The organism is Nocardioides sp. Leaf285, assembly GCF_001422955.1.
GTDB lineage: Bacteria > Actinomycetota > Actinomycetes > Propionibacteriales > Nocardioidaceae > Nocardioides > Nocardioides kribbensis.
This window is the reverse complement of sequence record NZ_LMNH01000003.1, coordinates 1,236,236-1,258,638: the sequence shown is the minus strand read 5'-3', so window position 1 is coordinate 1,258,638 and position 22,403 is coordinate 1,236,236. Positions and strand designations below refer to the sequence as shown.

Below are 22,403 nucleotides of genomic sequence, written 5' to 3'. Positions count from 1 at the left end.
GATCCACACCCGCCCCCCCTCTTTAGTTGGTGGTGGTGTGGGTTCGCAAGAGTTACGGCGGCCATAGCGAAAGGGAAACACCCGGTCCCATCCCGAACCCGGAAGTTAAGCCTTTCAGCGCCGATGGTACTGCAACCGAGAGGTTGTGGGAGAGTAGGACGCCGCCGGACAATTCTTAGTGCTTGTGGGGTCACCTGTTACCGGGTGGCCCCACAAGCCATTTCAGGACCTCTCAGCCGTTTGACCGCACCGGCAGCACGGCCCACTGATCGTCCCCAGGCGCATCAAGACGGTCGCCTGTCCACACCTGCGTGGTGCGGCGCGGTGCGCGTGCCTCGAACGCGCCATGGTGGTGCCGGAGGTGATGCGTGATGGCACGCACGAAGGAAGCGGTCCCTGCAGGCGACGACGTGGCGCCGGTCAACGAGGTCCGTCTCGTCGGCCGTGTGTCGGGCGAGGCGGTGGTCCGCGAGCTCCCGAGTGGCGACCCCGTCTGCTCGGTGCGACTCGTGGTGGACCGTGCCGGCAGCGTGGCCGGCTCCAGGCAGAAGGTCGACACGTTCGACTGCAGTGCTTGGTCGGCGCGCACGCGCCGGACGGTGTCGCGCTGGTCGCCCGGCGACGTCGTGGAGGTCCGCGGCGCGGTGCGCCGCCGGTTCTTCCGTCAGGGGGCGGGGGCCTCGTCGCGGGTGGAGATCGAGGTCGCCGAGGCTCGACTCATCCGTCGAGCAGCGAGTGCATGAGCACCCCGGGGCTCGGCTTGGGCTGGAAGGACGTGGCCTTCTCGGGTAGCAGCCGGTCGTCGGCGGCGACAGCGACCACGTGGTCCACGTCGGGCGCCGGCAGGAGCACGGCCACGGCCTTGCCGGGCCGAGCAGCCGCGGCCGCCTTCTCGGCCGTGTCGTGGTAGTCCACGGAACGCGGACTGCGCGGCAGCGACGGCAGGACGGCCTCGTGCAGGAGCTCGACCGCCGAGCGGCCGGAGCCGGTCGGGAGGGTCAGCGCGCTCCAGTGCTCGCCGTCGGTGGCCACGAGGTGGTCGGGGCCGAGGTGGTCGAGGGCGGCGGCGCGGCGTACGCGCTCGCCGGCGCCACCGATGCTGGTGACGGCGCGGGTCAGCTCCGGCAGGGAGACGCCCTGGACGACACGGTGGATGGCACCGAGGTGGAGCGGGGTGTCGGTCTGGTCGACGAGCATGACGAGGCCGTGGTCGGCGGCGCCGCCGGGGTCGCGCGCCTGGAGGCGGAGGTAGGCGGCGTAGCGGTGGTGCCCGTCGGCGATGAGGACGCGACTGGGGGCCACCTCGCGCTGGACTGCTGCGATCTCGTCGGGGTCGGTCACGGCCCACAGCCGGTGCTCCTGCCCGACGCGGTCCCGGAAGGCGTGGGTGGGGCGCCGGGCCACCTGGCTCCGCGTCAGGGAGCGCAGGGTCTCGGAGGCGCGGTGGACCAGGAGAATGGGCGCCGGGTGGAGGCGGATCTCGGCCAGCTTGTCGGCGAGGTCGTCGGCCTGGGCGGGGCGGACGCCCTCGTGGGGGAGCACGGCGCGCTCGGCGGGGAGGACGGCGCGACGCGAGAGGTCGAGCACGCCCACGACGCCGCGGACGGTGAGGCCGGCAGCGGTGTACTCGTGGACGTAGAGCGCAGGCACCCGGTCGCGCGCGACCTGTCCGTGCTCCTCCCAGCGCGCCAGCCGGTCGAGCACCTTGCGCTGGGAGCGGCCGAAGGTGCGCGCGGTCGCGGGATCGCCCACCCGCAGGGGCGCCATCCGCAGGGCCCGGAAGGGCCCCAGGTGGAGGGGTCCGGCGACGTACGGCGGGGTGACCGTGCCGGAGCGCTCCATCTGCGCATCGTAGGGGGCGGGCCTGCCGGTCCAGGGACCACCGGGCAGGCTGGGCCCACCGGCCCGCGCGGGGCCGGTGACGACCGCCGGCGGGAGCCGGCCACGACCGAGGGGTGCACCATGCTGCGTGGGACCGACCGAGCTCTCTGCGACCACCACGACCTGGCCATGCTCGATCTCGACGGCGTGGTCTACATCGGTGGGGAGGCGGTGCCCGGGGCGGCCGAGGCGATCGCAGCCGCTCGCGAGCGGGACCAGCGCATCGCCTTCATCACCAACAACGCCTCACGGACACCCGAGACCGTGGCCGCTCACCTGACCGAGCTCGGTGTGGACGCCGCGCGCGAGGACGTGGTCACGTCGGCCCAGGCCGCCGCGCGGGTGCTCGTGGACCGGCTGGGCACGGGAGCGCGTGTCGCGGCCCTGGGAGCCGACGGGCTGCTGGAGGCGCTGCGCGAGGAGGGCCTGGAGCCCGTCGGCATCGACGACGAGGCCGACGCGCTCGCCACGGGCTACGGCCCCGACGTGCTCTGGCGCGACATCATGCGGGCCGCGGTGCGGGTGCGCGACGGGCTGTGGTGGGTGGCCAGCAACACCGACATGAGCATCCCGACGGCTTACGGCACGGCGCCCGGGCACGGGGTGCTGGTCGAGACGCTCAGCCGGTTCGCCGGGGTCGACCCGGTGGTCGCGGGCAAGCCCGCCCGCCCGCTGCTCGACGAGACCGTGCGCCGGGTGGGGGGCGCCACGCCGCTGATGGTGGGGGACCGGCTCGACACCGACATCGAGGGCGCGGTCGGCGTCGACATGCCCGCACTGCTCGTGATGACCGGTGTGACCGGCCTCGCCGAGCTAGTGGCGGCACGGCCCCGGGAGCGACCGACCTACCTCGCGGCGGACCTCTCCGGGCTGCTGCAGGCCCATCCGGAGCCCACCCGGAACGACGCGACGGTGGAGTGCGGCGGCTGGACGGCGGAGGTCGACGGCGACGCCGACCTGGTGGTGCAGGGCGACGGGTCGCCGGACGACTGGTGGCGCGTGGTCGCCACCGCCGCGTGGGAACACCTCGACGCGGGCGGAGAACCCGTGGGCGTCGACCGGCTGCGGGCCCCGGGCGCGGAGCGACGGTAGCCTCGCGCCATGAGCCACACCCCCGGGGCCGGCGCCCCCCTAGGCGAGGAGCACGCCCCGACCGGGGTGGCCGGTGTCGACGAGGTCGTCGAGGCCGTCACCCGGCTCGACGGGCGACCCGTCGCCGAGCACGTCGCGGTGTTCGAGGACGCCCACGACCGCTTGCGCCGAGCGCTGGACGACGTGGACGGGCTGCTCGGCCCGGACCCGGCCGCAGGTGCGGACGGCGCCGCGCGCGACGTGCCGGTCACGGCGGAGCGACCGGGGCCCGGGGTCTGGTCGCCGGGTCGGGCAGGTGCGCCCGGTCCGCGGCCCGGCGCGACCGGCGTACCCCGTCCGGGGCTCGGGGCCTCGCCCCGCTCCGACGGCGGGGCGTGACGCCGTGCCCCCTCGTCGACTGCGCCTCGACGCGGAGCTCGTGCGACGCGGCCACGCCCGCTCGCGCGAGCACGCCAGCGAGCTCATCGCCGCCGGTCGTGTGAAGGTCTCGGGCGCGCTCGCCCGCAAGCCGGCCACCGGCGTCACCACCGACGTGGCCATCGTGGTCGCGGAGGCCTCCGACGACCGACCGGACTACGTCTCGCGCGGCGGCCACAAGCTGGCGGGCGCCCTGGACGACCTCGCGCCGCTCGGCCTCGACGTGGCGGGCCGGCGCTGCCTGGACGCGGGGGCCTCCACCGGGGGCTTCACCGACGTGCTGCTGCGCCGCGGCGCGGCCCAGGTGCTCGCCGTCGACGTCGGCTACGGCCAGCTCGCCTGGCCCCTGCGCCAGGACGAGAGGGTCGTCGTGCACGACCGCACCAACATCCGCGAGCTCGACCTGCCGCTGGTCGGGGACCCGGTGGACGTCGTGGTGGGCGACCTGTCGTTCATCTCCCTCGAGCTGGTGCTCGACGCGCTGCTGCGGGTGACCCGGCCCGACGGCGACCTGGCCCTGATGGTGAAGCCGCAGTTCGAGGTGGGCAAGGAGCGGGTGGGCAAGGGCGGGGTCGTGCGCGACCCGGAGCTGCGCGCCGAGGCGGTGAAGTCGGTCGCCGCCGCGGCGGCCTCGCGCGGCTGGGGGGCCCGGGCCGTGACGACCAGCCAGCTGCCGGGACCCTCGGGCAACGTGGAGTTCTTCCTCTGGCTGCGCCACGGCCCGGCCACGGTCGACGAGGACGCGATCCACACCGTCGTCACCACCGCGGCGCCGCTGGGGGTGGCGGGTGAGAGGGTGGAGCCATGAGTGACTCCCCGAGCGCCGACCCGGCGGTGCGCCGTGTGCTCATGCTGACCCACACCGGGCGCGAGGAGGCCCGCGAGGTCGCCCTGGAGTTCTGCAAGGCCCTCACCAGCAACGGGATCGTCGTGCGCCTGCTCGCCGGCGAGGCCGACGACCTGGGCCTCACCGCCGACGAGCACCCGGGCCACCCGGGCCACCTCGAGATCACCGACCTGCACCGCGACCCCAGCGCCGGGTGCGAGCTGGCCCTCGTCATCGGGGGCGACGGCACGATCCTGCGGGCCGCCGAGATCACCCACGCCAGCCAGACCCCCGTGCTGGGGGTCAACCTGGGCCACGTGGGCTTCCTCGCCGAGGCCGAGCACGACGACGTCGAGTCGACGATCGCGGCCATCGTCGACCGGCGCTACTCCTCCGAGGACCGGATGACCCTCGACGTCGTGGTGTACGTCGACGGCGAGGTCGTCACCCGCACCTACGCCGTCAACGAGGCCAGCGTCGAGAAGGCCTCGCGTGAGCGGATGCTCGAGGTGGTCGCGGAGGTCGACGGGCGCCCGCTGTCGCGGTGGGGGTGCGACGGCGTCGTCTGCGCGACCCCGACCGGGTCCACGGCCTACAACTTCAGCGCCGGCGGACCGATCGTCTGGCCGGGCGTCGAGGCCCTGCTCATGGTGCCCATCAGCGCTCACGCCCTCTTCGCCCGCCCGATGGTCGTGGCCCCGACGTCGGTGCTGGCCGTCGAGGTGCTGGCGCGCACCGGCGTCTCGGGCGTGCTGTGGTGCGACGGGCGACGAGCCGTCGAGCTGCCGCCCGGCGCGCGGGTCGAGGTGCGGCGGGGCGAGCGGCCGATGCGCCTCGTGCGCCTGCACGAGGCGCCCTTCACCGACCGTCTCGTGGCCAAGTTCGGGCTGCCCGTCGAGGGCTGGCGCGGCGCCGCGGAGAGGCGACGCAAGGGAGACGACCGTGCTTGAGGAGATCCGGATCAGCTCCCTGGGCGTCATCGACTCCTCCACGCTCGAGCTCGGCCCCGGCCTGACCGTCATCACCGGTGAGACCGGAGCGGGCAAGACCATGATCGTCACCGCCCTGGGCCTGCTGCTGGGCGGGCGCAGCGACAGCGGCGCCGTGCGCACGGGTGCCCGCTCGGCCCGGGTCGAGGGGCTGGTGAGGGTCGACGGCCTGAGCGGCTTCGCGTCGTCGGTGGAGGACGCCGGTGGCGAGGTCGAGGACGGCCACGTCGTGCTGGCCCGCAACGTCTCGGCCGAGGGCCGCTCGCGGGCCTTCGTGGGCGGCGCCTCGGTGCCCGTCTCGACGCTGGCGTCGGTCAGCGAGCCCCTCGTCGCCGTGCACGGCCAGTCCGACCAGCACCGCCTGCTGCAGCCGAGGGCCCAGCGCGACGCGCTCGACCGCTTCGGCGGTGACGCCGTGGCCGGTGCCGCGGCGGCGTACGCGGCGTGCTTCGAGCGGCTGCGGGCCGTGGAGACGGAGCTCGTCGAGGTCGTCACCAGCGCCCGGGAGCGGGCGCGCGAGGCCGACCTGCTTCGCTTCGGGCTCGGGGAGGTCGAGGCCGTCTCGCCCGAGGTGGGCGAGGACGTCGCGCTGGCCGCCGAGGAGACCCGGCTGGGCTTCTCCGACACCTTGCGGACCGCCGCCGAGCAGGCCCGGGAGGCGCTCTCGAGCGAGGACGGCGCACCCGACGCGCTCGCGACGACCACGGCCGCCCGGTCGGCGCTGGAGTCGGTGCGCGCCCACGACCCGGAGGCCGCCGGACTGGCCGACCGGCTCGGCGAGATCTCCTACCTGCTCTCCGACCTGGCCGCCGACGTGGCCTCCTACGCCACCCGGGTCGAGGTCGACCCCGCACGACTGGCCGCGGTCTCCGAGAGACGCGCCGCGCTGACCGCGCTGACCCGCAAGTACGGCGAGACCATCGACGAGGTGCTCGCCTGGGCCGAGACGTCGGCGCGCCGGCTGCTGGACCTCGACGGCACCGACGAGCGCGTCGAGCAGCTGCGCCAGGAGCGCGCGGAGCTGCGCGAGGAGCTGGCCGACCTCGGACTGCGGCTCTCGCAGCTGCGCGGCGAGGCGGCCACCCGGCTGGCCGAGGCGGTCACCGGCGAGCTGGGCATGCTGGCCATGCCGCACGCCCGGGTCGTCGTGGAGGTCAGGCAGCACGCCGTGGAGGCCCCGGCCGAGACCGGTGACCCTGCCCGGGTCGGCACGCCGCTGCGGGTCGGGAAGCGCTGGCTGCGCTACGCCCCGTCGGGCCTCGACGAGGTCGACCTGCTGCTCGCGGCCAACACCGGCTCGGAGCCGCGCCCGCTGCACAAGGGTGCCTCGGGCGGCGAGCTCTCGCGGGTGATGCTCGCCCTCGAGGTCGCGCTGGCCGGCACCAGCCCCGTGCCGACGTTCGTCTTCGACGAGGTCGACGCAGGCGTCGGCGGCACGGCCGCCGTGGAGGTCGGGCGGCGCCTGGCCCGCCTGGCCCGCGACGCCCAGGTCCTCGTGGTGACCCACCTGCCGCAGGTCGCGGCGTACGCCGACCGCCACGTGGTCGTCAGCAAGTCCAACGACGGCACCGTCACCAGCTCGGGGCTCGCGGTGCTCGACGACACCCAGCGCGAGCGCGAGCTCTCGCGCATGATGGCCGGACTCACCGGCTCGGACACCGCGCTGGCGCACGCCCGCGAGCTCCTCGAGGTGGCCGGCCCGGCTCGCGCGCTGCCCGTCGGCTGAGGCCCGACCGCCGATCCCGGGTCGTCGTGGGGTTGGTCGTCGGGGCGCAAGGTCCTGAACGTGACCGACGACCGGGGACGCGAGCGGGCTGCGAAGGGCCCGTGACCGTGGCCGGACCTCGCGCCCGGCGTGACGGCGGTGTGGTGACGGCGGTGTGGTGTCGGCGTGTGGTGCCTGCGGGTGGTGGCACCGAGCCGCGACCGACCGACCGGCGCGACCGACCGGCGCGAGCGACCGGCGCGACCGACCGGCGCGAGCGACCGGCGCGACGGACCGGCGCGACGGACCGGCCCGGCGGACCGGCGCGACCGAGCGGCCCGGCGCGTCCGGCGGGCCCGTCGACGGGCGGCGGCGCGGGTCGGGACAGGCACGGGCGGGTCGACGCGCCCGGCGCGTCGAGGTGCCCGGGACGGTGCCGGGCGGATGTCAGCATGGGGCGGTCATGAGGCTCCCCGAAAGACTGCGTCCCGCCCCCGAGACCACCGGCCTCGTCGGCCCTCTGAGGCTCGAGGCCCGCACCAGCGACCTCCTGCCGCGGCTGCGGTCGGGGGACGTGGCCGTGCTCGACCACAGCGACCTCGACCGCGCCACGGCGCGACGCCTCGTGGGAGCGGGAGTGTCGGCGGTTGTGAACGTCTCGCCCTTCGTCTCGGGGCGCTTCCCCGCCCAGGGGCCGCTGGTGCTGGCCGAGGCCGGCATCGTGCTCGTCGACGGTCTCGGTGCCGCGGGTCGCTCGCGACTGCGCGACGGTGCGCGCGTGGTGGTCGAGGACGGCGTGCTCCACCTCGACAGCGGGGAGCAGGTGCCCGGTCGCAGCGTCGACCTCGGCGTGCTGCGCGAGGACCTCGACGCCGCGCGCAGCGGACTGGCGACCCAGCTCGAGACCATCAGCCACCACGGCACCGAGCTGCTGCGGCGCGAGGAGCCCCTCCTGCTGCACCGCGAGGGCCTCCCACGTCTGGCCACCGCGGTGCGGGGGCGCACCGTGGTCCTCGTGGCCGCCGGCGCGCGGCACCGCGAGCAGCTGGCGCAGCTGCGGCCGTTCCTGCGCGAGCAGGAGCCGGTGGTCGTGGCCGCCGCCGACCTCGCCGACAGCGTGGTCGCCGCCGGTCTGCACGTCGACGTCGTGGTGGTCGACCTGCGCCACGACCGGCCGACGCTGCCCTCTGCGCGCACGCTGCGCGCCGCCGGCGACGTGGTGCTCGTGGGCGACCTCGGCCGCAGCGATGTCGCCGACTCCCTCGACCGCCTCGGCATCCGGCCCTCGCGGCTGGCCACCTCCCTCGACGCCGCCGACGCCGCGCTGCTGACCGTCGACGCCCACGACCCGGCCCTCGTCGTCGGTGTCGGGCTGGCGGGTGGTCTCACCGACCTGCTCGACCGGACCCGCTCGAGCGCGGCCGGGAGCCACCTGGTGCGCCTCGCCCTGGGCGCGCGGCTCGTCGACGCCGACGCGGTGCCCCGGCTCTACTCCGGGCGCGTGCGTCCGGTCCACCTGCTACTGGTGATGCTGGCCGGTCTGCTCGCCCTCGCCGCCGCCGTGGCCGTCACTCCCGTGGGCCAGTCCTGGGCCGACCAGGGCGCGGACGCCCTCGCCGACCTCGGCCGCACCCTCTCCGACCTGTTGCAAGGACTCCTCCCGTGATCTCGTACCGCCACCACGTCGTCTCGCTCGTCGCCGTCTTCCTCGCCCTGGCCGTCGGGGTCGTGCTCGGTGGGGGTCCGCTCAGTGAGCTCGGCCGAGAGCGGGACACCGCCACCGCACGTCAGGCCTCGGCCGAGACCGGGCCGATCGCCCAGGCCGGCTACGGCGAGGCCTTCGCCAGCGCGACGGCGGCGCGGCTCTACGACGACGCGCTCGCCGACCGTCCCGTGGCGCTGCTGGCGCTGCCGGGCGCCGACGAGGACACGCTCACCGCGCTCTCCGAGCAGGTGCAGGTCGCCGGCGGCGAGGTCGCCGCGCGCTACGAGCTCCAGGCCCGGCTGACCGACCCGACGTCGAGCACCCTGGTGGACAGCCTCGGCACGCAGGTGCTCGAGCAGCTCGGCGACTCACCGGCGGCCCGGGGCGTCGACCCCGACGCGCCGGCGTACGTGAGGCTGGGACAGCTGACGGGGCTGGCCGTGGGCAGCTCGTCGGAGGCCGGTGGCGAGGTGACCGACGCCGGCCGCACCGTGCGCGACAGCCTCAGCGAGGCCGGCCTGGTGACCTCGCCGGAGCCCGACGCAGCCTTGGCGCCGCTGCTCGTCGTGGTGCTCGGCGACGACCAGCAGGTCGACCCCGACGTGCTCCAGGACCTGCTGAGCGGGCTCTCCGCGACGACGCAGGGCGTCGCCCTCGCCGGGCCGACGTCGTCGGGGGCCGACGGGGTGCTGGCGACGCTGCGCGAGGACGGCGGCGTCGAGGGCGTCCCGAGCGTGGACGGGGTCGAGACCGCGCCGGGACAGGTCACCACCCTGCTCGCCCTGCTCCGCGCGCCGTCGGGGGCCGGGGGCGACTTCGGGGTCGCCGGAGCCGACGGGGCCGTGCCGGTCGACTGACGTCGGGGCGGCGGTCGTCGCCCTGACGTCGCTGTGCTGGACGGCTGGGTCGGGTGGTTTCGAGACGGTCGCTGGCGCTCCCTCCTCAACCACCGTGCTGGGGCGTGGTCGCGAACCTGGACCTGGACCGGGTTCGGGCCGGGTGGTGTCGAGACGGTCGCTGGCGCTGCCTCCTCAACCACCGTGCTGGGGCGTGGTCGTCGACCATGCCGGACTGGACTGGGTTCGGGCCGGGTGGTGTCGGGACGGTCGCTGGCTCCGCCTCCTCGGCCGGCGTCGGTGTCTCGTCGGTCACCGTGCGGGGGCGTGTCGCGGCGGGTGGTCACGGGGCGGGCCGACCTGACGTAGGGTGGAGTTCCGTGAGGAACCCAGGGCCGACCAAGCACGTATTCGTCACCGGAGGCGTCGCCTCCTCGCTCGGCAAGGGGCTCACGGCGTCCAGCCTGGGCCGGTTGCTGCGCTCGCGGGGGCTGCGGGTGACGATGCAGAAGCTCGACCCGTACCTCAACGTCGACCCGGGGACGATGAACCCCTTCCAGCACGGCGAGGTCTTCGTGACCAACGACGGCGCCGAGACCGACCTCGACATCGGCCACTACGAGCGCTTCCTCGACACCGACCTCGGCCAGATCGCCAACGTCACCACCGGCCAGGTCTACTCCAGCGTCATCGCCAAGGAGCGCCGCGGCGACTACCTCGGCGACACGGTGCAGGTGATCCCGCACATCACCAACGAGATCAAGGAGCGCGTGCTCGCCATGGGCGGCGAGGACGTCGACGTCGTCATCACCGAGGTCGGTGGCACGGTCGGCGACATCGAGTCGCTGCCCTTCCTCGAGGCCGCGCGCCAGGTGCGCCACGACATCGGGCGTGGCAACTGCTTCTTCCTGCACGTCTCGCTGGTGCCCTACATCGGCCCGTCGGGGGAGCTGAAGACCAAGCCCACCCAGCACTCCGTGGCCGCGCTGCGCCAGGTCGGCATCCAGCCCGACGCCGTCGTGTGCCGCGCCGACCGCGAGCTGCCGGCCTCGATCAAGAAGAAGATCTCGCTGATGTGCGACGTCGACGAGGAGGCCGTGGTCACCGCGGCCGACGCCCCGTCGATCTACGACATCCCGAAGGTGCTGCACCGTGAGGGCCTCGACGCCTACGTCGTGCGACGTCTCGACCTGCCCTTCCGCGACGTCGACTGGACGCTGTGGGACGACCTGCTGCGCCGCGTGCACCACCCCAAGGAGGAGGTGACCATCGGCCTGGTCGGCAAGTACATCGACCTTCCCGACGCCTACCTCTCGGTGGCCGAGGCGCTGCGCGCCGGTGGCTTCGCCCACGAGGCCAAGGTCAACCTGCGCTGGATCCCCTCCGACGACTGCGCCACCCCGGCGGGCGCCGCGCGGAACCTGCAGGACCTCGACGCCGTCTGCGTGCCCGGCGGCTTCGGCATCCGCGGCCTCGAGGGCAAGCTCGGCGCCCTCACCTACGCCCGCACCCACGGCCTGCCCACCCTCGGGCTGTGCCTGGGCCTGCAGTGCATGGTGATCGAGTACTCCCGCACCGTCCTGGGCCTCGAGCAGGCCGGCTCCACGGAGTTCGACCCCGAGACCCCCGAGCCGGTCATCGCGACGATGGCCGAGCAGAAGGAGTACGTGGAGGGGGCCGGCGACCTCGGCGGCACGATGCGCCTCGGGCTCTACCCCGCGGCGCTCAAGGACGGCACCGTCGTGCGCGCCGCCTACGGCGAGGCGCTGGTGCACGAGCGGCACCGCCACCGCTACGAGGTCAACAACGCCTACCGCGCCCGGCTCGAGGAGGCCGGCCTGGTCTTCTCCGGCACGGCCCCCGACGACAGCCTCGTGGAGTTCGTCGAGCTGCCCCGCGAGGTGCACCCCTACTACGTCTCCACCCAGGCCCACCCCGAGCTGCGCTCGCGCCCGACCCGGCCGCACCCGCTCTTCGCGGGCCTGGTCGGCGCGGCCATCGAGCGGCAGAAGGAGCTGCGGTTCCCGATCGACGCCGAGCTCGTGCGCCGCGACGCCGCGGAGGCCTGAGGTGGGCGCGGTGGACGACGGCGCGGAGACGCAGCCCGCGCTGCGCGACGAGCCGGCCTCCTGGCCGGTCCGCTCGAGCGGCGACCTGCACCGCGACGGCTGGGTCGTGGCCCTGCGCGAGGACCGCATCCAGCGCCCCGGCCACCCCGAGGAGGAGCCCTTCCGCCGCGTGGTGCTCGAGCACCCCGGCGCCGCGGTCATCCTGGCCGTCGACGACGAGGAGCGGGTGCTGTGCCTGTGGCAGTACCGCCACGCGGCGCAGACCCGGTTCGTGGAGCTCCCCGCCGGGCTGCTCGACGTCGACGGCGAGGAGCCGGTCGACGTCGCGCGCCGCGAGCTGGTCGAGGAGGCCGGCTACGAGGCGCAGGAGTGGACCCACCTGGTGTCGACGTACTCCTCGCCGGGGATCTCCGAGGAGCTGGCCCACATCTACCTCGCGCGGGGTCTGCGCGAGGTGGGGCGCGGCGACTTCGTGCCGGCCCACGAGGAGGCCGAGATGGAGACGGGCTGGGTGGCCTTCGACGACATGGTCGAGGCGGTGCTGGACGGCCGCCTGCGCGACGCGCCCGTCGTGATCGCGGTGCTCGCCGCGCACGCCAGGGGCCTGGCGGGATCGGCGCGCGCGTCCCGATAGTGTCGCTCGCACCCCACAGCGTCGTGGGGCCCCGTGATGACAGGAGTGTCAGGTGAAGGTCGGCGTCCCGAAGGAAGTCAAGAACCACGAGTACCGGGTGGCCCTGACGCCGCTGGGTGTACACGAGCTGGTGGCCCACGGCCACGAGGTCGTCGTGGAGACCGGTGCCGGCGTCGGCTCCCAGATCAGCGACGACGACTACGCCGCCGCCGGCGCCACGCTGCTGCCGGACGCCGACGCCGTGTGGGGCGAGGCCGAGATGGTGCTGAAGGTCAAGGAGCCCGTGGCCGAGGAGTACCACCGCATGAGGGAGGGCCAGCTCCTCTTCACCTACCTCCACCTCGCCGCCGACCCGACGCTGACCGCCGAGCTGATGAGGCGCAAGGTCACCGCGATCGCCTACGAGACCGTGCAGCTGCCCTCCGGGGGGCTCCCGCTGCTCTACCCGATGTCGGAGGTCGCCGGCTGCCTGGCCCCGCAGGTCGGCGCCCACGCGCTGCTCAAGGCCCAGGGCGGTCGCGGGGTGCTCCTCGGCGGCGTCGGCGGCGTCGCCAACGCCAAGGTCGTCGTCATCGGCGCGGGTGTCTCGGGGCAGAACGCCGCCAACATCGCCCTCGGCATGGGCGCCGACGTCACCCTGCTCGACACCGACCTCGACAAGCTGCGCATGTCCTTCTGGCGCTACGACAACCGCGTGCACGGACTGGCCTCCTCCAAGCTGGCCATCGAGCAGCACGTCACCCAGGCCGACATGGTCATCGGGGCCGTGCTCATCCCCGGCGCCAAGGCCCCCAAGCTGGTCTCCAACGAGCTGGTCGCGGCCATGAAGCCCGGCTCGGTGCTCGTCGACATCGCCGTCGACCAGGGCGGCTGCTTCGAGGACACCCGCCCCACGACCCACGCGGACCCGACCTACGCCGTGCACGACTCGGTCTTCTACTGCGTGGCGAACATGCCCGGCGCCGTGCCGACCACCTCGACCTACGCGCTCACCAACGCCACCATGCCCTACGCCGTGGCGCTGGCCGGCAAGGGCTGGCTGCAGGCCTGCCGCGACGACCGCAGCCTGGCGCTGGGGCTCAACACCCACGCCGGGCAGCTCACCAACGCCCCCGTGGGCGAGGCCGTCGGCGTCGACGCGGTCTCCCTCGACAGCGTGCTGGCCTGACCCGGGTGCCGACGCTCGCGCAGGAGCCCGCGACGGTGGGTGACGGGGGAGGCACCGGGGACGTGACGGGCCCCCGCGTCGCCGTGCGCACCTACCTCGACCACCTCTCGGTCGAGCGCGGCCTGGCGACCAACACCCTGTCGTCCTACCGCCGCGACCTGCGCCGCTACCTCGCCCACCTCGCGGCCCGCGGGGTCTCGAGCCTCGACGAGGTGACCGAGGCGGTGGTCTCGGACTTCCTCGTCGCGCTGCGCGAGGGCGACGCCGAGCACCCGCCCCTGAGCGCGACGTCGGCGGCCCGCACGGTGGTGGCCGTGCGCGGCTTCCACCGCTTCGCCGTGGCCGACGGCCTCGCCGGGGCCGACCCGGCGGCCGGGGTGAAGCCACCGGCCCCGGCCAAGCGGCTGCCCAAGGCGCTGCCCCTGTCGGACGTCGAGGCGATCCTGGAGGCCGCGGGCGCCCCCGGCACCGCGCTCGCGCTGCGCGACCGGGCGCTGCTGGAGGTGCTCTACGGCACCGGTGCGCGGATCTCGGAGGCCGTGGGGCTCGACGTCGACGACCTCGACCGCAGCGGCGCCGCCGAGCCCGGGCTGGCCGCCGTGCCGGGCACGGTGCTGCTGCGCGGCAAGGGCGGCAAGGAGCGGATCGTGCCGGTCGGCTCCTACGCCCTGGAGGCGGTGGAGGCCTACCTCGTGCGCGGTCGCCCGGAGCTGGTCGCGGCCGCGACGGGCCCGGGCCAGGCCGGAGCGCTCTTCCTCAACGCCCGCGGGGGCCGGCTCTCGCGGCAGTCGGCCTGGGCCGTGCTGGCCAAGGCCGCCGACCGGGCCGGTGTGACCCGCGACGTCTCCCCGCACACGCTGCGCCACTCCTTCGCCACCCACCTGCTCGACGGCGGCGCCGACGTCCGCGTCGTCCAGGAGCTCCTGGGCCACGCCTCCGTGACCACCACCCAGGTCTACACGCTGGTGACGGTGGACAACCTGCGCGAGGTCTTCGCCACCTCCCACCCGCGAGCGCGCGGATGAGCGCCCCCGACGGCGCGGCCACCGCCTGGCCTCCGCGCGTGGGCGCCGGCGACGACGAGGTCTACGACGCCGTCGTGGCCTGGGCCGCGGGCACCGGGGTCTCGCTCTACCCCCACCAGGACGAGGCCGTCATCGAGCTGCTGGGGGGCAGCAACGTCGTGCTGGCCACCCCCACCGGGTCGGGCAAGTCGCTCGTGGCGGTGGCCGCCCACGCCGCGGCGCTGGCCCGCGACGAGGTGTCCTTCTACACGGCGCCCATCAAGGCGCTGGTGAGCGAGAAGTTCTTCGCGCTCTGCCAGGTCTTCGGGGCCGACAACGTCGGCATGCTCACCGGCGACGCCTCGGTCAACGCCGACGCCCCGATCATCTGCTGCACCGCCGAGGTGCTGGCCAACCTCGCGCTGCGGGAGGGGGCGGGCGCCGACGTCGGCCTGGTCGTGATGGACGAGTTCCACTTCTACGCCGAGCCCGACCGCGGCTGGGCCTGGCAGGTGCCGCTGATCGAGCTGACCGACGTGCAGTTCCTGCTGATGTCGGCGACCCTCGGCGACGTCACGGACCTCGCCGCCGACCTCACCCGGCGCACCGGGCGCGAGACCGCCGTGGTCGACGACGCCGAGCGGCCCGTGCCGCTGGACTTCACCTGGTCGCTCACCCCGCTGCTCGAGCAGCTCGAGGAGCTGGTCACCACCGGCCAGGCCCCCGTCTACGTCGTGCACTTCACCCAGGCCGCCGCGGTCGAGCAGGCCACCGCGCTGCTCAACGCGAAGTGGGTGCCCAAGCCGGCAGACGAGCTGGCCGAGCGGCTCGCGGGCTTCCGCTTCGGCGCCGGCTTCGGCAAGACGCTCTCCAAGCTGCTGCGCCGCGGCATCGGCGTGCACCACGCCGGCATGCTGCCCCGCTACCGACGCGTGGTCGAGCAGCTGGCCCAGGCCGGTCTGCTCTCGGTCATCTGCGGCACCGACACCCTCGGCGTCGGCATCAACGTGCCGATCCGCACGGTGCTCTTCACCGGGCTCGCGAAGTTCGACGGCAACCGGCAGCGGGTGCTGCGCAGCCGCGAGTTCCTCCAGATCGCCGGGAGGGCCGGCCGCGCCGGCTACGACACCCGCGGCTACGTGGTCGTGCAGGCCCCCGAGCACACCATCGAGAACGAGAAGGCCAAGCGCAAGGCCGAGGCCAAGAACGCCGCGATGAGCGCGGAGAAGCAGGCCAAGCGCAAGAGCAAGGCCCAGCTGCGCAAGCCCCCCGAGGGCTCGGTGGTGTGGACCGAGCAGACCTTCGACAAGCTCGTCGAGGGCACCCCCGAGCAGCTGGTCTCGCGCATGCGGGTCGACAACTCGATGATCATCAACGTCCTGGCCCGTGACGAGGACGCCTTCGCGGTGCTGCGGCGGCTGCTCACCGACAACCACGAGGACCGCCGCAACCGCGTGCGCCTGGCGCGCCGCGCGCTGCGGCTGACCCGCAGCCTGGTGCAGTCGGGCACCGTGACCCGGCTCGAGGAGCCCGACGAGCTCGGCCGGCGCTACGTGCTCACCGTCGACCTGCCCGACGACTTCGCCCTCAACCAGCCGCTGGCGCACTTCGCGCTGGCCGCCTTCGAGGTGCTCGACCCCGAGGCCGACGACCACACCCTCGACCTCGTCTCGGTCGTCGAGGCCGTGCTCGAGGCGCCCCGGCAGATCCTGCTCGCCCAGCAGTGGGCCGCGCGCGGCGAGGCCGTCGCCGAGCTGAAGGCCGACGGCGTGGAGTACGACGAGCGGATGGCGCTGCTCGACGAGATCACGTGGCCCCAGCCCCTCGCGGAGCTGTTGGGCACGACGTACGAGATCTATCGGCAGAGCCACCCGTGGCTCTCCGAGGACGCGCTGGCGCCGAAGTCCATCGTGCGCGAGATGTACGAGCAGGGGATGGGCTTCACCGACTTCGTCGGCCGCTACCAGCTCGCCCGCTCCGAGGGCCTGGTGCTGCGCTACCTCACCGACGCCTACCGCACGCTGCGCGTGACCGTGCCCGAGCGCCACCGCACCCCCGAGCTCGACGACCTCGCCGAGTGGCTGGGCGAGACGATCCGCCAGACCGACTCCTCGCTGCTCGACGAGTGGGAGGCGATGACCGACCCCGAGGCCGTCGCCCGGCGCGCGGCGGAGCTCGCCGGCTCCGGCCCGCCCGCCTCGCCACGCCCGATCTCCAAGCAGGGCCGGGCCTTCGCCGTCATGGTGCGCAACGCGATGTGGCGCCGGGTGGAGCTCGTGGCGCGCGACGACCTCGACGGCCTGATGGCCCTCGAGCGGGCCTCGGCCGACCGCACCGACCCGCCGCGCGCGGTCGTCGTCACCCGCTCGGTGTGGGACGCCGCGATCGAGGACTACTACGCCGAGCACGACCGGGTCGAGCTGGGGCCCGACGCGCGCGGGCCCGCGCTGCTGCAGGTGGAGGAGACGGTCGGCGTGCCCGCCGGGGTCGACGGCGACGGGGACGAGGGCACTGCGCGGCTGCTGCTGGTGCGCCAGACCGTGCACGACCCCGAGGGGCACCACGACTGGGTCGTGGAGGCCACCGCCGACCTCGACGCCTCCGACGAGATCGGCGAGCTGGTGCTGGCCACCACCGCCTTCCGGCGGCTGGGGGGCTGAGGCCGGGCCGCCGGGCGGGTGGTGGTTCCGAGACGCTCGCCGGCTCCCGCTCCTCGACCACCGCGCGTGGGCCCGCTGGTCGAGCACCGGGGTGGTGGGTGGTTTCGAGACGCTCGCTGGCGCTCGCTCCTCAACCACCGGGGGTGGGCTCGCTGCTCGAGCACCGGGAGTGGGCTCGCTGCTCGACCACCGGCTCGTGAATGCGGTTGCGGTGGGGTGGCGGGGGCTGTGAGCCTGGGCGCCCCCGCCCACACACACACCGAGGAGCCGCCCGTGCGCTCGCTGGTCTACCTGGTCGCCACCTCCCTCGACGGCTTCATCGCCGGACCCGGCGGCGACACCTCCGTGCTCGAGGAGGACCTGGAGTCGGCCGCCGCCGCGCTCGCGGCCTACCCCGACACCTGCCCCGCCCACCTGCGCGAGGTCTTCGGCATCAGCGGCCCGCCGGTGCGCTTCGACACCGTCGTCATGGGCGCGGCCACCCACCGTCCGGCGCTCGCGGCCGGGCTGACCAGCGCCTACCCGCACCTCACGCAGTACGTCGCGACCCACGCCGACCTGCCCGAGGACCCGACCCAGCACCGGTGGGAGGGCGACCTCGCGGCCCGCGTCAGGGAGCTCAAGGCCGCGCCGGGGGGCGACATCTGGCTGTGCGGGGGCGGCGACCTCGCCGGGCAGCTCGTCGAGGAGATCGACGAGATCCACCTCAAGGTGCACCCGGTGCTCCTCGGCGAGGGCGTGCCCGTGGTCCGCGGAGCGGGTCTGCGCCGGTTCACGCACGTCTCCAGCAGCACCCTCGCGGGCGGGGTCGTGCTGTCGGTCTACACCGCTCGCGCCTCGGGGGCGTGAGCCCGGTCGCGGCCTAGGCTGGGGCCATGAGCGAGCAGGCGCGGACGTCGGGGGTCACGGTCAGGCACGAGCCGGGCGAGTCGCGCTGGGCGGCGTACGACGGGCCCGAGCTGGCCGGTGTCGCGGTCTACGAGCTCGGCGACGACCCGGCCCGGGTGGTCTTCACCCACACGGTCGTGCGCGACGGCTTCGAGGGCCGCGGCGTCGGCTCGGCGCTGGCCCGCGCGGCGCTGGACGAGGTGCGCGCGGCGGGGGAGCGCCGCGTGGAGCCGCAGTGCCCCTTCATCGCCGGCTGGATCGGCAAGCACCCCGACTACGCCGACCTGGTGGTCTGAGGCCGCTCGGACCGCACCGGCTCCTCCACAGGTTCGTCCCCAGGTGGGGAGGTGCCTGTGCAGAACCCCGGGACCTCCTCCACAATCCGTGCACAGATCGGGGCACCGGGCTGGGGAGGACGGCCACCGGGTTGTCGCCGGGGGTGGGCGGACCTAGGCTCGCGCGGACGTCGACCGACATGTCGTCGTGTCGACACGGAGGCAGGATCCCGGTGCGGCGCCCCGGTGGCGCCGACGTGGGGATCCCGAGCGAGGAGCGCCCGATGAGCGATGGTGGAATGGTCCCCGGACCCGGGGGCAGCAGCGCCCACGAGATGCCGCCCCGGTTCCGCACGCCGACCCCCACCCTCGGAGAAGAGCAGCAGTTGACCGAGCCCCTCCCGTTCGAGCGCCCGCCCTCGGCGCGGCCGGCCACCCCGGCGGTCTCCGCGAAGGCGACCGCCGTCGGCGACCTCGGCCCCACCGGCCGCCCGATGCCGCTGATCCCCGAGCCCGGCCCCGTGGCCGAGCACGGGCGCGCGCGCGTGGTGTCGATGTGCAACCAGAAGGGCGGCGTGGGCAAGACCACCACGACGATCAACCTCGGTGCGTCGCTGGCGGAGTTCGGTCGCAAGGTGCTGCTCGTCGACTTCGACCCGCAGGGCTCGCTGTCGGTCGGGCTGGGGCTCAATCCCCACGAGATGGACATGACGGTCTACAACCTGCTGATGGAGCGCGACGTCACCCTCGAGGACGTCGTCGTGCCCTCCGGGGTGCCCGGCATGGACCTGCTGCCCTCCAACATCGACCTCTCCGCCGCCGAGGTGCAGCTGGTGCAGGAGGTCGCGCGCGAGCAGACCCTGCAGCGGGTGCTCGCGCCCGCGCTGGAGCGCTACGACGTCATCATCATCGACTGCCAGCCCTCGCTGGGGCTGCTCACCGTCAACGCGCTGACCGCCTCCGACGGGGTCATCGTGCCGCTGGAGTGCGAGTACTTCGCGCTGCGCGGCGTGGCGCTGCTCAAGACCACCATCGACAAGGTGCGCGAGCGGCTCAACCCGCGCCTGGAGATCGACGGCGTGCTCGGCACCATGTTCGACGGGCGCACCCTGCACAGCCGCGAGGTCATGGAGCGACTGGTGCAGGCCTGGGGCGACACCGTCTTCCACACCGTGATCCGGCGCACCGTGAAGTTCTCCGACGCCACCGTCGCCGGCGAGCCCATCACGTCCTACGCCTCGGCCTCCGCGGGCGCCGACTCCTACCGCACGCTGGCCAAGGAGGTGCTGGCCCGGTGGCTCGCCGGGTGAGCCTCCCCTCGGCCGACGACCTCTTCCGCCCGACGGCCGACCCGACCCCGCCGCAGACCGGCGACCACGCTTCGCCCGCCTCCCCGGAAGCACCCGACGGGGCGCCCGGCGCCCCCGGCGACGACCGGGGCGCCGGATCCGCCGGCGAGCCCGCCGATCCCGCTGATCCCGCCGCGGCCCCACGCGCGCGGCGCGGGGCGGCCAAGCCGAGCGGCCGGGTGCGCCACGACGAGAAGATGACGGTCTACATCACCTCCGAGGAGTTGCTGGCCATCGAGCACGCGCGCCTCGCGCTGCGCAGCGGCCACGGGCTGGCCGTGGACCGCGGCCGGCTCGTGCGGGAGGCGGTCGCGATGGTGCTGGCCGACTTCGAGGCCGACGGCGAGGACAGCGCGCTCGTGCGGCGGCTGACCCGGGAGTGACCACGGTCGGGACCGTGGCCGGTGACGTGGCTGGTGACAGGGCTGGTGACGTGGCCGGCGAGGGGGCCGGCCCTGCCGGCTCGGACGCCTTCGAGGTCAGGCTGGTCAACTTCGAGGGACCCTTCGACCTGCTGCTGAGCCTGATCTCCAAGCACAAGCTGGACGTGACCGAGGTCAGCCTCTCGCAGGTGACCGACGAGTTCATCGCCCACGTCAAGGCCCTGCGCGACCGTCCCGTGCCCGGCGGCGGTCCTCGCGACGCGGTGGGCGACCTCGAGCGGACCACGTCGTTCCTCCTGGTGGCCTCCACCCTGCTCGACCTCAAGGCGGCCCGGCTGCTGCCCCAGGGAGACGTCGAGGACGAGGAGGACCTGGCGCTGCTCGAGGCCCGCGACCTGCTCTTCGCCCGGCTGCTGCAGTACAAGGCGTTCAAGCAGGTCGCCGGGGTGCTCGAGCGTCGCCTGGCCGGGGAGTCGCTGCGCCACCCCCGCGCGGTCGGGCTGGAGGAGCGCTTCGCCACGCTGCTCCCCGAGGTGCTGATCGGGATCGGCCTCGAGCAGTTCGCCGCGCTGGCGGCGCGCGCCCTGGAGCCCAAGCCGCTGCCGGAGGTCTCGCTCCAGCACATCCACGCCACCACCGTGTCGGTGCGCGAGCAGGCGGCCGTGGTCGCCGAGCGGCTGCGCCGCGCCGGCACGCTCACCTTCCGCGCCCTGTGCGGCGACGCCCCCGACACCCTCACCACCGTGGCACGCTTCCTGTCGCTGCTCGAGCTCTTCCGCGAGGGCGTGGTGTCCTTCGACCAGATCGACCCGCTCGGGGAGCTGAGCGTGCGCTGGACCGGCGACGAGGACACCGACGTCGAGGACCTGGTCACCGACGAGTTCGACGGCGCTCCGCCCGAGCCCGGTGCCGATCCAGAGCCCGATCCCCAGCCCGCCCCCCAGCCCGACCCCGCGACGACGCAGGAGCACCCGTGAGCGAGCAGGACACCGGCCCCGCAGGTGCGGAGGCGACCTCGACGGGACCGCAGGGTGACGGCGTACCCGTCGCGGCGCTGCGGCCCTCGCTGGAGGCCGTGCTGATGGTGGCCGACCAGCCCCTCGACGCCGTCTCGCTGGCCACGGCCGTGGGCCACCCCGTGGCCGACGTCGTGGCGGCGCTGCAGCTGCTGGCCGAGGAGTACGCCGAGCAGGGCCGCGGCTTCGAGCTGCGCCACGTGGCCGGTGGCTGGCGCTACTACACCCGCGAGGAGCACGCCGCGGTGGTGGAGGCCTTCGTGCTCGAGGGGCAGTCGGCGCGGCTGACCCAGGCCGCGCTCGAGACGCTCGCGGTCGTGGCCTACAAGCAGCCCGTCTCACGGGCCCGCGTCTCGGCGGTGCGCGGCGTCAACGTCGACGGGGTGATGCGCACCCTGCTCGCGCGCGGTCTGGTCGAGGAGGCCGGCAACGACGCCGAGACCGGCGCCCACCTCTACCGCACCACCTCCTACTTCCTGGAGCGCATCGGGGTCACCTCGCTCGACGAGCTGCCCGAGCTCGCGCCCTACCTCCCTGACATGGACGACCTCGAGGACGACCTCGAGGGCGTGGCCGCAACGGCCGCGCCACGGACCGGACCGGGCACCGAGCCCGACGGTGGAACGGAGCCCACGTGACCAGCGACCAGACCGGCGACCAGACCGGCGACCAGACCGGCGACCGGCAGGGCAGCGGCCCGCAGGTGCAGACCGACGACGACGGCCAGATCCGGCTGCAGAAGCTGCTGGCCCAGTCGGGCGTCGCCTCGCGGCGCAAGTGCGAGGAGCTGATGCTCGAGGGCCACGTGGTCGTCGACGGCGAGGTGGTGACCCGGCTCGGGACGAAGGTCGACCCGCGCACCGCGGTCATCCGCGTCGACGGCAAACGGCTGCCACCGATCAGCCCCCACGTCTACCTGGTGCTGAACAAGCCGCGCGGCGTCGTCTCGACGATGTCGGACCCCGAGGGGCGGCGCACGCTCTCCGACGTCGTGGCCGACCGTCCCGAGCGGCTCTTCCACGTCGGGCGCCTCGACACCGACACCTCGGGCCTGCTCATGCTCACCAACGACGGCGACTTCGCCCAGCGGATGGCCCACCCGTCCTACGAGGTCGACAAGACCTACGTCGCCGAGGTCGAGGGCGAGGTCTACCAGCGCACGATCAAGCAGCTGCTCGCCGGCGTTGAGCTCGACGACGGTCCGGTCACCGTCTCGCGGGCCCGCGTGGTCAGCGGCGGGCACGGGCGCAACTCCCCGGGACGCAGCATCGTCGAGCTGGTCATCCACGAGGGCCGCAACCGCATCGTGCGGCGCCTGCTCGACCACGTCGGCCACCCCGTGACCCGGCTGACCCGCACCGCCATCGGGCCGGTCGAGCTGGGCCGACTGGCCCCGGGGGAGCTGCGCGACCTCACCACCGACGAGCTCGGGGTGCTGCTCGACGCGTCCCAGCTCTGAGGCCGGGCACCGGCCCGGCGCCCGGCGCTCGCTAGCCTGAGGCCGGC

The 22,403-nt window shown here is 74.4% G+C and carries 21 protein-coding genes and 1 rRNA gene; 21 read left to right on the top strand and 1 reads right to left on the bottom strand.

Going from position 1 to position 22,403, the window contains the following annotated elements:
* Nucleotides 1-53: 53 nt before the first annotated feature.
* Nucleotides 54-170, top strand: a 5S ribosomal RNA gene (rrf, locus tag ASF47_RS14260).
* 201 nt (nt 171-371) lie between these two features.
* A complete protein-coding gene (locus ASF47_RS14255) occupies nt 372-743 on the top strand; it encodes a single-stranded DNA-binding protein (RefSeq protein WP_056864717.1) in 372 nt (123 codons plus the stop codon).
* Here ASF47_RS14255 and ASF47_RS14250 read toward each other — a convergent pair.
* Nucleotides 718-1,842 carry a DUF1015 family protein gene (locus ASF47_RS14250; protein ID WP_056864529.1) on the bottom strand — a complete coding sequence of 375 codons (1,125 nt, stop codon included), beginning with the start codon at nt 1,840-1,842 and terminating at the stop codon, nt 718-720. The genes ASF47_RS14255 and ASF47_RS14250 overlap by 26 nt on opposite strands.
* 120 nt (nt 1,843-1,962) lie before the next feature.
* On the opposite strand from ASF47_RS14250, the gene ASF47_RS14245 reads away from it, so the two are divergent.
* The 19 genes from ASF47_RS14245 (at nt 1,963) to ASF47_RS14155 (ending at nt 22,356) form a co-directional block, all read left to right on the top strand.
* Nucleotides 1,963-2,973, top strand: coding sequence for an HAD-IIA family hydrolase (locus tag ASF47_RS14245; protein WP_056864528.1), 1,011 nt, complete (start codon nt 1,963-1,965; stop codon nt 2,971-2,973).
* Nucleotides 2,974-2,982: 9 nt separating this feature from the next.
* Nucleotides 2,983-3,351, top strand: coding sequence for a hypothetical protein (locus tag ASF47_RS14240; protein WP_200919086.1), 369 nt, complete (start codon nt 2,983-2,985; stop codon nt 3,349-3,351).
* A 4-nt stretch (nt 3,352-3,355) separates the two neighbouring features.
* Nucleotides 3,356-4,198 carry a TlyA family RNA methyltransferase gene (locus tag ASF47_RS14235; RefSeq protein ID WP_056864526.1) on the top strand — a complete coding sequence of 281 codons (843 nt, stop codon included), beginning with the start codon at nt 3,356-3,358 and terminating at the stop codon, nt 4,196-4,198.
* The gene (locus ASF47_RS14230) at nt 4,195-5,166 is read left to right on the top strand and encodes an NAD kinase (RefSeq protein ID WP_056864525.1); all 972 of its coding nucleotides are present in this window, start codon (nt 4,195-4,197) and stop codon (nt 5,164-5,166) included. Before ASF47_RS14235 ends, ASF47_RS14230 begins: the two co-directional genes overlap by 4 nt.
* Nucleotides 5,159-6,931, top strand: coding sequence for a DNA repair protein RecN (recN, locus tag ASF47_RS14225; protein WP_056864524.1), 1,773 nt, complete (start codon nt 5,159-5,161; stop codon nt 6,929-6,931). Before ASF47_RS14230 ends, recN begins: the two co-directional genes overlap by 8 nt.
* 442 nt (nt 6,932-7,373) lie before the next feature.
* A complete protein-coding gene (steA, locus tag ASF47_RS14220) occupies nt 7,374-8,576 on the top strand; it encodes a putative cytokinetic ring protein SteA (protein ID WP_056864523.1) in 1,203 nt (400 codons plus the stop codon).
* The gene (locus tag ASF47_RS14215; RefSeq protein WP_056864522.1) at nt 8,573-9,472 is read left to right on the top strand and encodes a copper transporter; all 900 of its coding nucleotides are present in this window, start codon (nt 8,573-8,575) and stop codon (nt 9,470-9,472) included. Before steA ends, ASF47_RS14215 begins: the two co-directional genes overlap by 4 nt.
* A 359-nt stretch (nt 9,473-9,831) precedes the next feature.
* Complete coding sequence (locus tag ASF47_RS14210) at nt 9,832-11,520, top strand: CTP synthase (protein ID WP_056864521.1); 1,689 nt, start codon at nt 9,832-9,834, stop codon at nt 11,518-11,520.
* Nucleotides 11,521-11,530: 10 nt separating this feature from the next.
* Nucleotides 11,531-12,154: an NUDIX domain-containing protein gene (locus ASF47_RS14205; protein ID WP_056864716.1), complete on the top strand. Its 624-nt coding sequence runs from the start codon at nt 11,531-11,533 to the stop codon at nt 12,152-12,154.
* 52 nt (nt 12,155-12,206) lie between these two features.
* A complete protein-coding gene (ald, locus tag ASF47_RS14200; RefSeq protein WP_056864520.1) occupies nt 12,207-13,322 on the top strand; it encodes an alanine dehydrogenase in 1,116 nt (371 codons plus the stop codon).
* Between the two features lie 62 nt (nt 13,323-13,384).
* Complete coding sequence (locus ASF47_RS14195) at nt 13,385-14,347, top strand: site-specific tyrosine recombinase XerD (protein ID WP_228943251.1); 963 nt, start codon at nt 13,385-13,387, stop codon at nt 14,345-14,347.
* Entirely contained in the window at nt 14,344-16,986 is a 2,643-nt protein-coding gene (locus ASF47_RS14190) for a DEAD/DEAH box helicase (protein WP_056864518.1), read from the top strand. Before ASF47_RS14195 ends, ASF47_RS14190 begins: the two co-directional genes overlap by 4 nt.
* Nucleotides 16,987-17,259: 273 nt before the next feature.
* Nucleotides 17,260-17,835, top strand: coding sequence for a dihydrofolate reductase family protein (locus ASF47_RS14185; RefSeq protein WP_056864517.1), 576 nt, complete (start codon nt 17,260-17,262; stop codon nt 17,833-17,835).
* A gap of 26 nt (nt 17,836-17,861) precedes the next feature.
* A complete protein-coding gene (locus ASF47_RS14180; RefSeq protein ID WP_056864516.1) occupies nt 17,862-18,170 on the top strand; it encodes a GNAT family N-acetyltransferase in 309 nt (102 codons plus the stop codon).
* Nucleotides 18,171-18,484: 314 nt separating this feature from the next.
* Nucleotides 18,485-19,459, top strand: coding sequence for a ParA family protein (locus ASF47_RS14175; protein WP_156697927.1), 975 nt, complete (start codon nt 18,485-18,487; stop codon nt 19,457-19,459).
* Nucleotides 19,444-19,881 (top strand): hypothetical protein, encoded by a 438-nt coding sequence (locus tag ASF47_RS14170; RefSeq protein ID WP_056864515.1) that lies wholly within the window; start codon nt 19,444-19,446, stop codon nt 19,879-19,881. The genes ASF47_RS14175 and ASF47_RS14170 overlap by 16 nt, the downstream gene beginning before the upstream one ends.
* A gap of 50 nt (nt 19,882-19,931) precedes the next feature.
* Nucleotides 19,932-20,858, top strand: a complete 927-nt coding sequence (locus tag ASF47_RS14165; RefSeq protein ID WP_056864714.1) for a segregation and condensation protein A — start codon at nt 19,932-19,934, stop codon at nt 20,856-20,858.
* The gene (gene scpB / locus ASF47_RS14160) at nt 20,855-21,535 is read left to right on the top strand and encodes an SMC-Scp complex subunit ScpB (RefSeq protein ID WP_082500308.1); all 681 of its coding nucleotides are present in this window, start codon (nt 20,855-20,857) and stop codon (nt 21,533-21,535) included. Before ASF47_RS14165 ends, scpB begins: the two co-directional genes overlap by 4 nt.
* A 65-nt stretch (nt 21,536-21,600) precedes the next feature.
* Entirely contained in the window at nt 21,601-22,356 is a 756-nt protein-coding gene (locus ASF47_RS14155) for a pseudouridine synthase (protein WP_056864712.1), read from the top strand.
* The last annotated feature ends 47 nt before the right edge of the window (nt 22,357-22,403 follow it).

Excerpts from the sequence above, each read along its gene's own strand:
- ASF47_RS14190 (WP_056864518.1), top strand. The coding sequence starts at position 14,344 with ATGAGCGCCCCCGACGGCGCGGCCACCGCCTGGCCTCCGCGCGTGGGC.
- ASF47_RS14180 (WP_056864516.1), top strand. The coding sequence starts at position 17,862 with ATGAGCGAGCAGGCGCGGACGTCGGGGGTCACGGTCAGGCACGAGCCG.
- ASF47_RS14240 (WP_200919086.1), top strand. The coding sequence starts at position 2,983 with ATGAGCCACACCCCCGGGGCCGGCGCCCCCCTAGGCGAGGAGCACGCC.
- ASF47_RS14245 (WP_056864528.1), top strand. The coding sequence starts at position 1,963 with ATGCTGCGTGGGACCGACCGAGCTCTCTGCGACCACCACGACCTGGCC.
- steA (WP_056864523.1), top strand. The coding sequence starts at position 7,374 with ATGAGGCTCCCCGAAAGACTGCGTCCCGCCCCCGAGACCACCGGCCTC.
- ASF47_RS14250 (WP_056864529.1), bottom strand. The coding sequence starts at position 1,842 with ATGGAGCGCTCCGGCACGGTCACCCCGCCGTACGTCGCCGGACCCCTC.
- ASF47_RS14230 (WP_056864525.1), top strand. The coding sequence starts at position 4,195 with ATGAGTGACTCCCCGAGCGCCGACCCGGCGGTGCGCCGTGTGCTCATG.
- ASF47_RS14175 (WP_156697927.1), top strand. The coding sequence starts at position 18,485 with ATGCCGCCCCGGTTCCGCACGCCGACCCCCACCCTCGGAGAAGAGCAG.
- ASF47_RS14255 (WP_056864717.1), top strand. The coding sequence starts at position 372 with ATGGCACGCACGAAGGAAGCGGTCCCTGCAGGCGACGACGTGGCGCCG.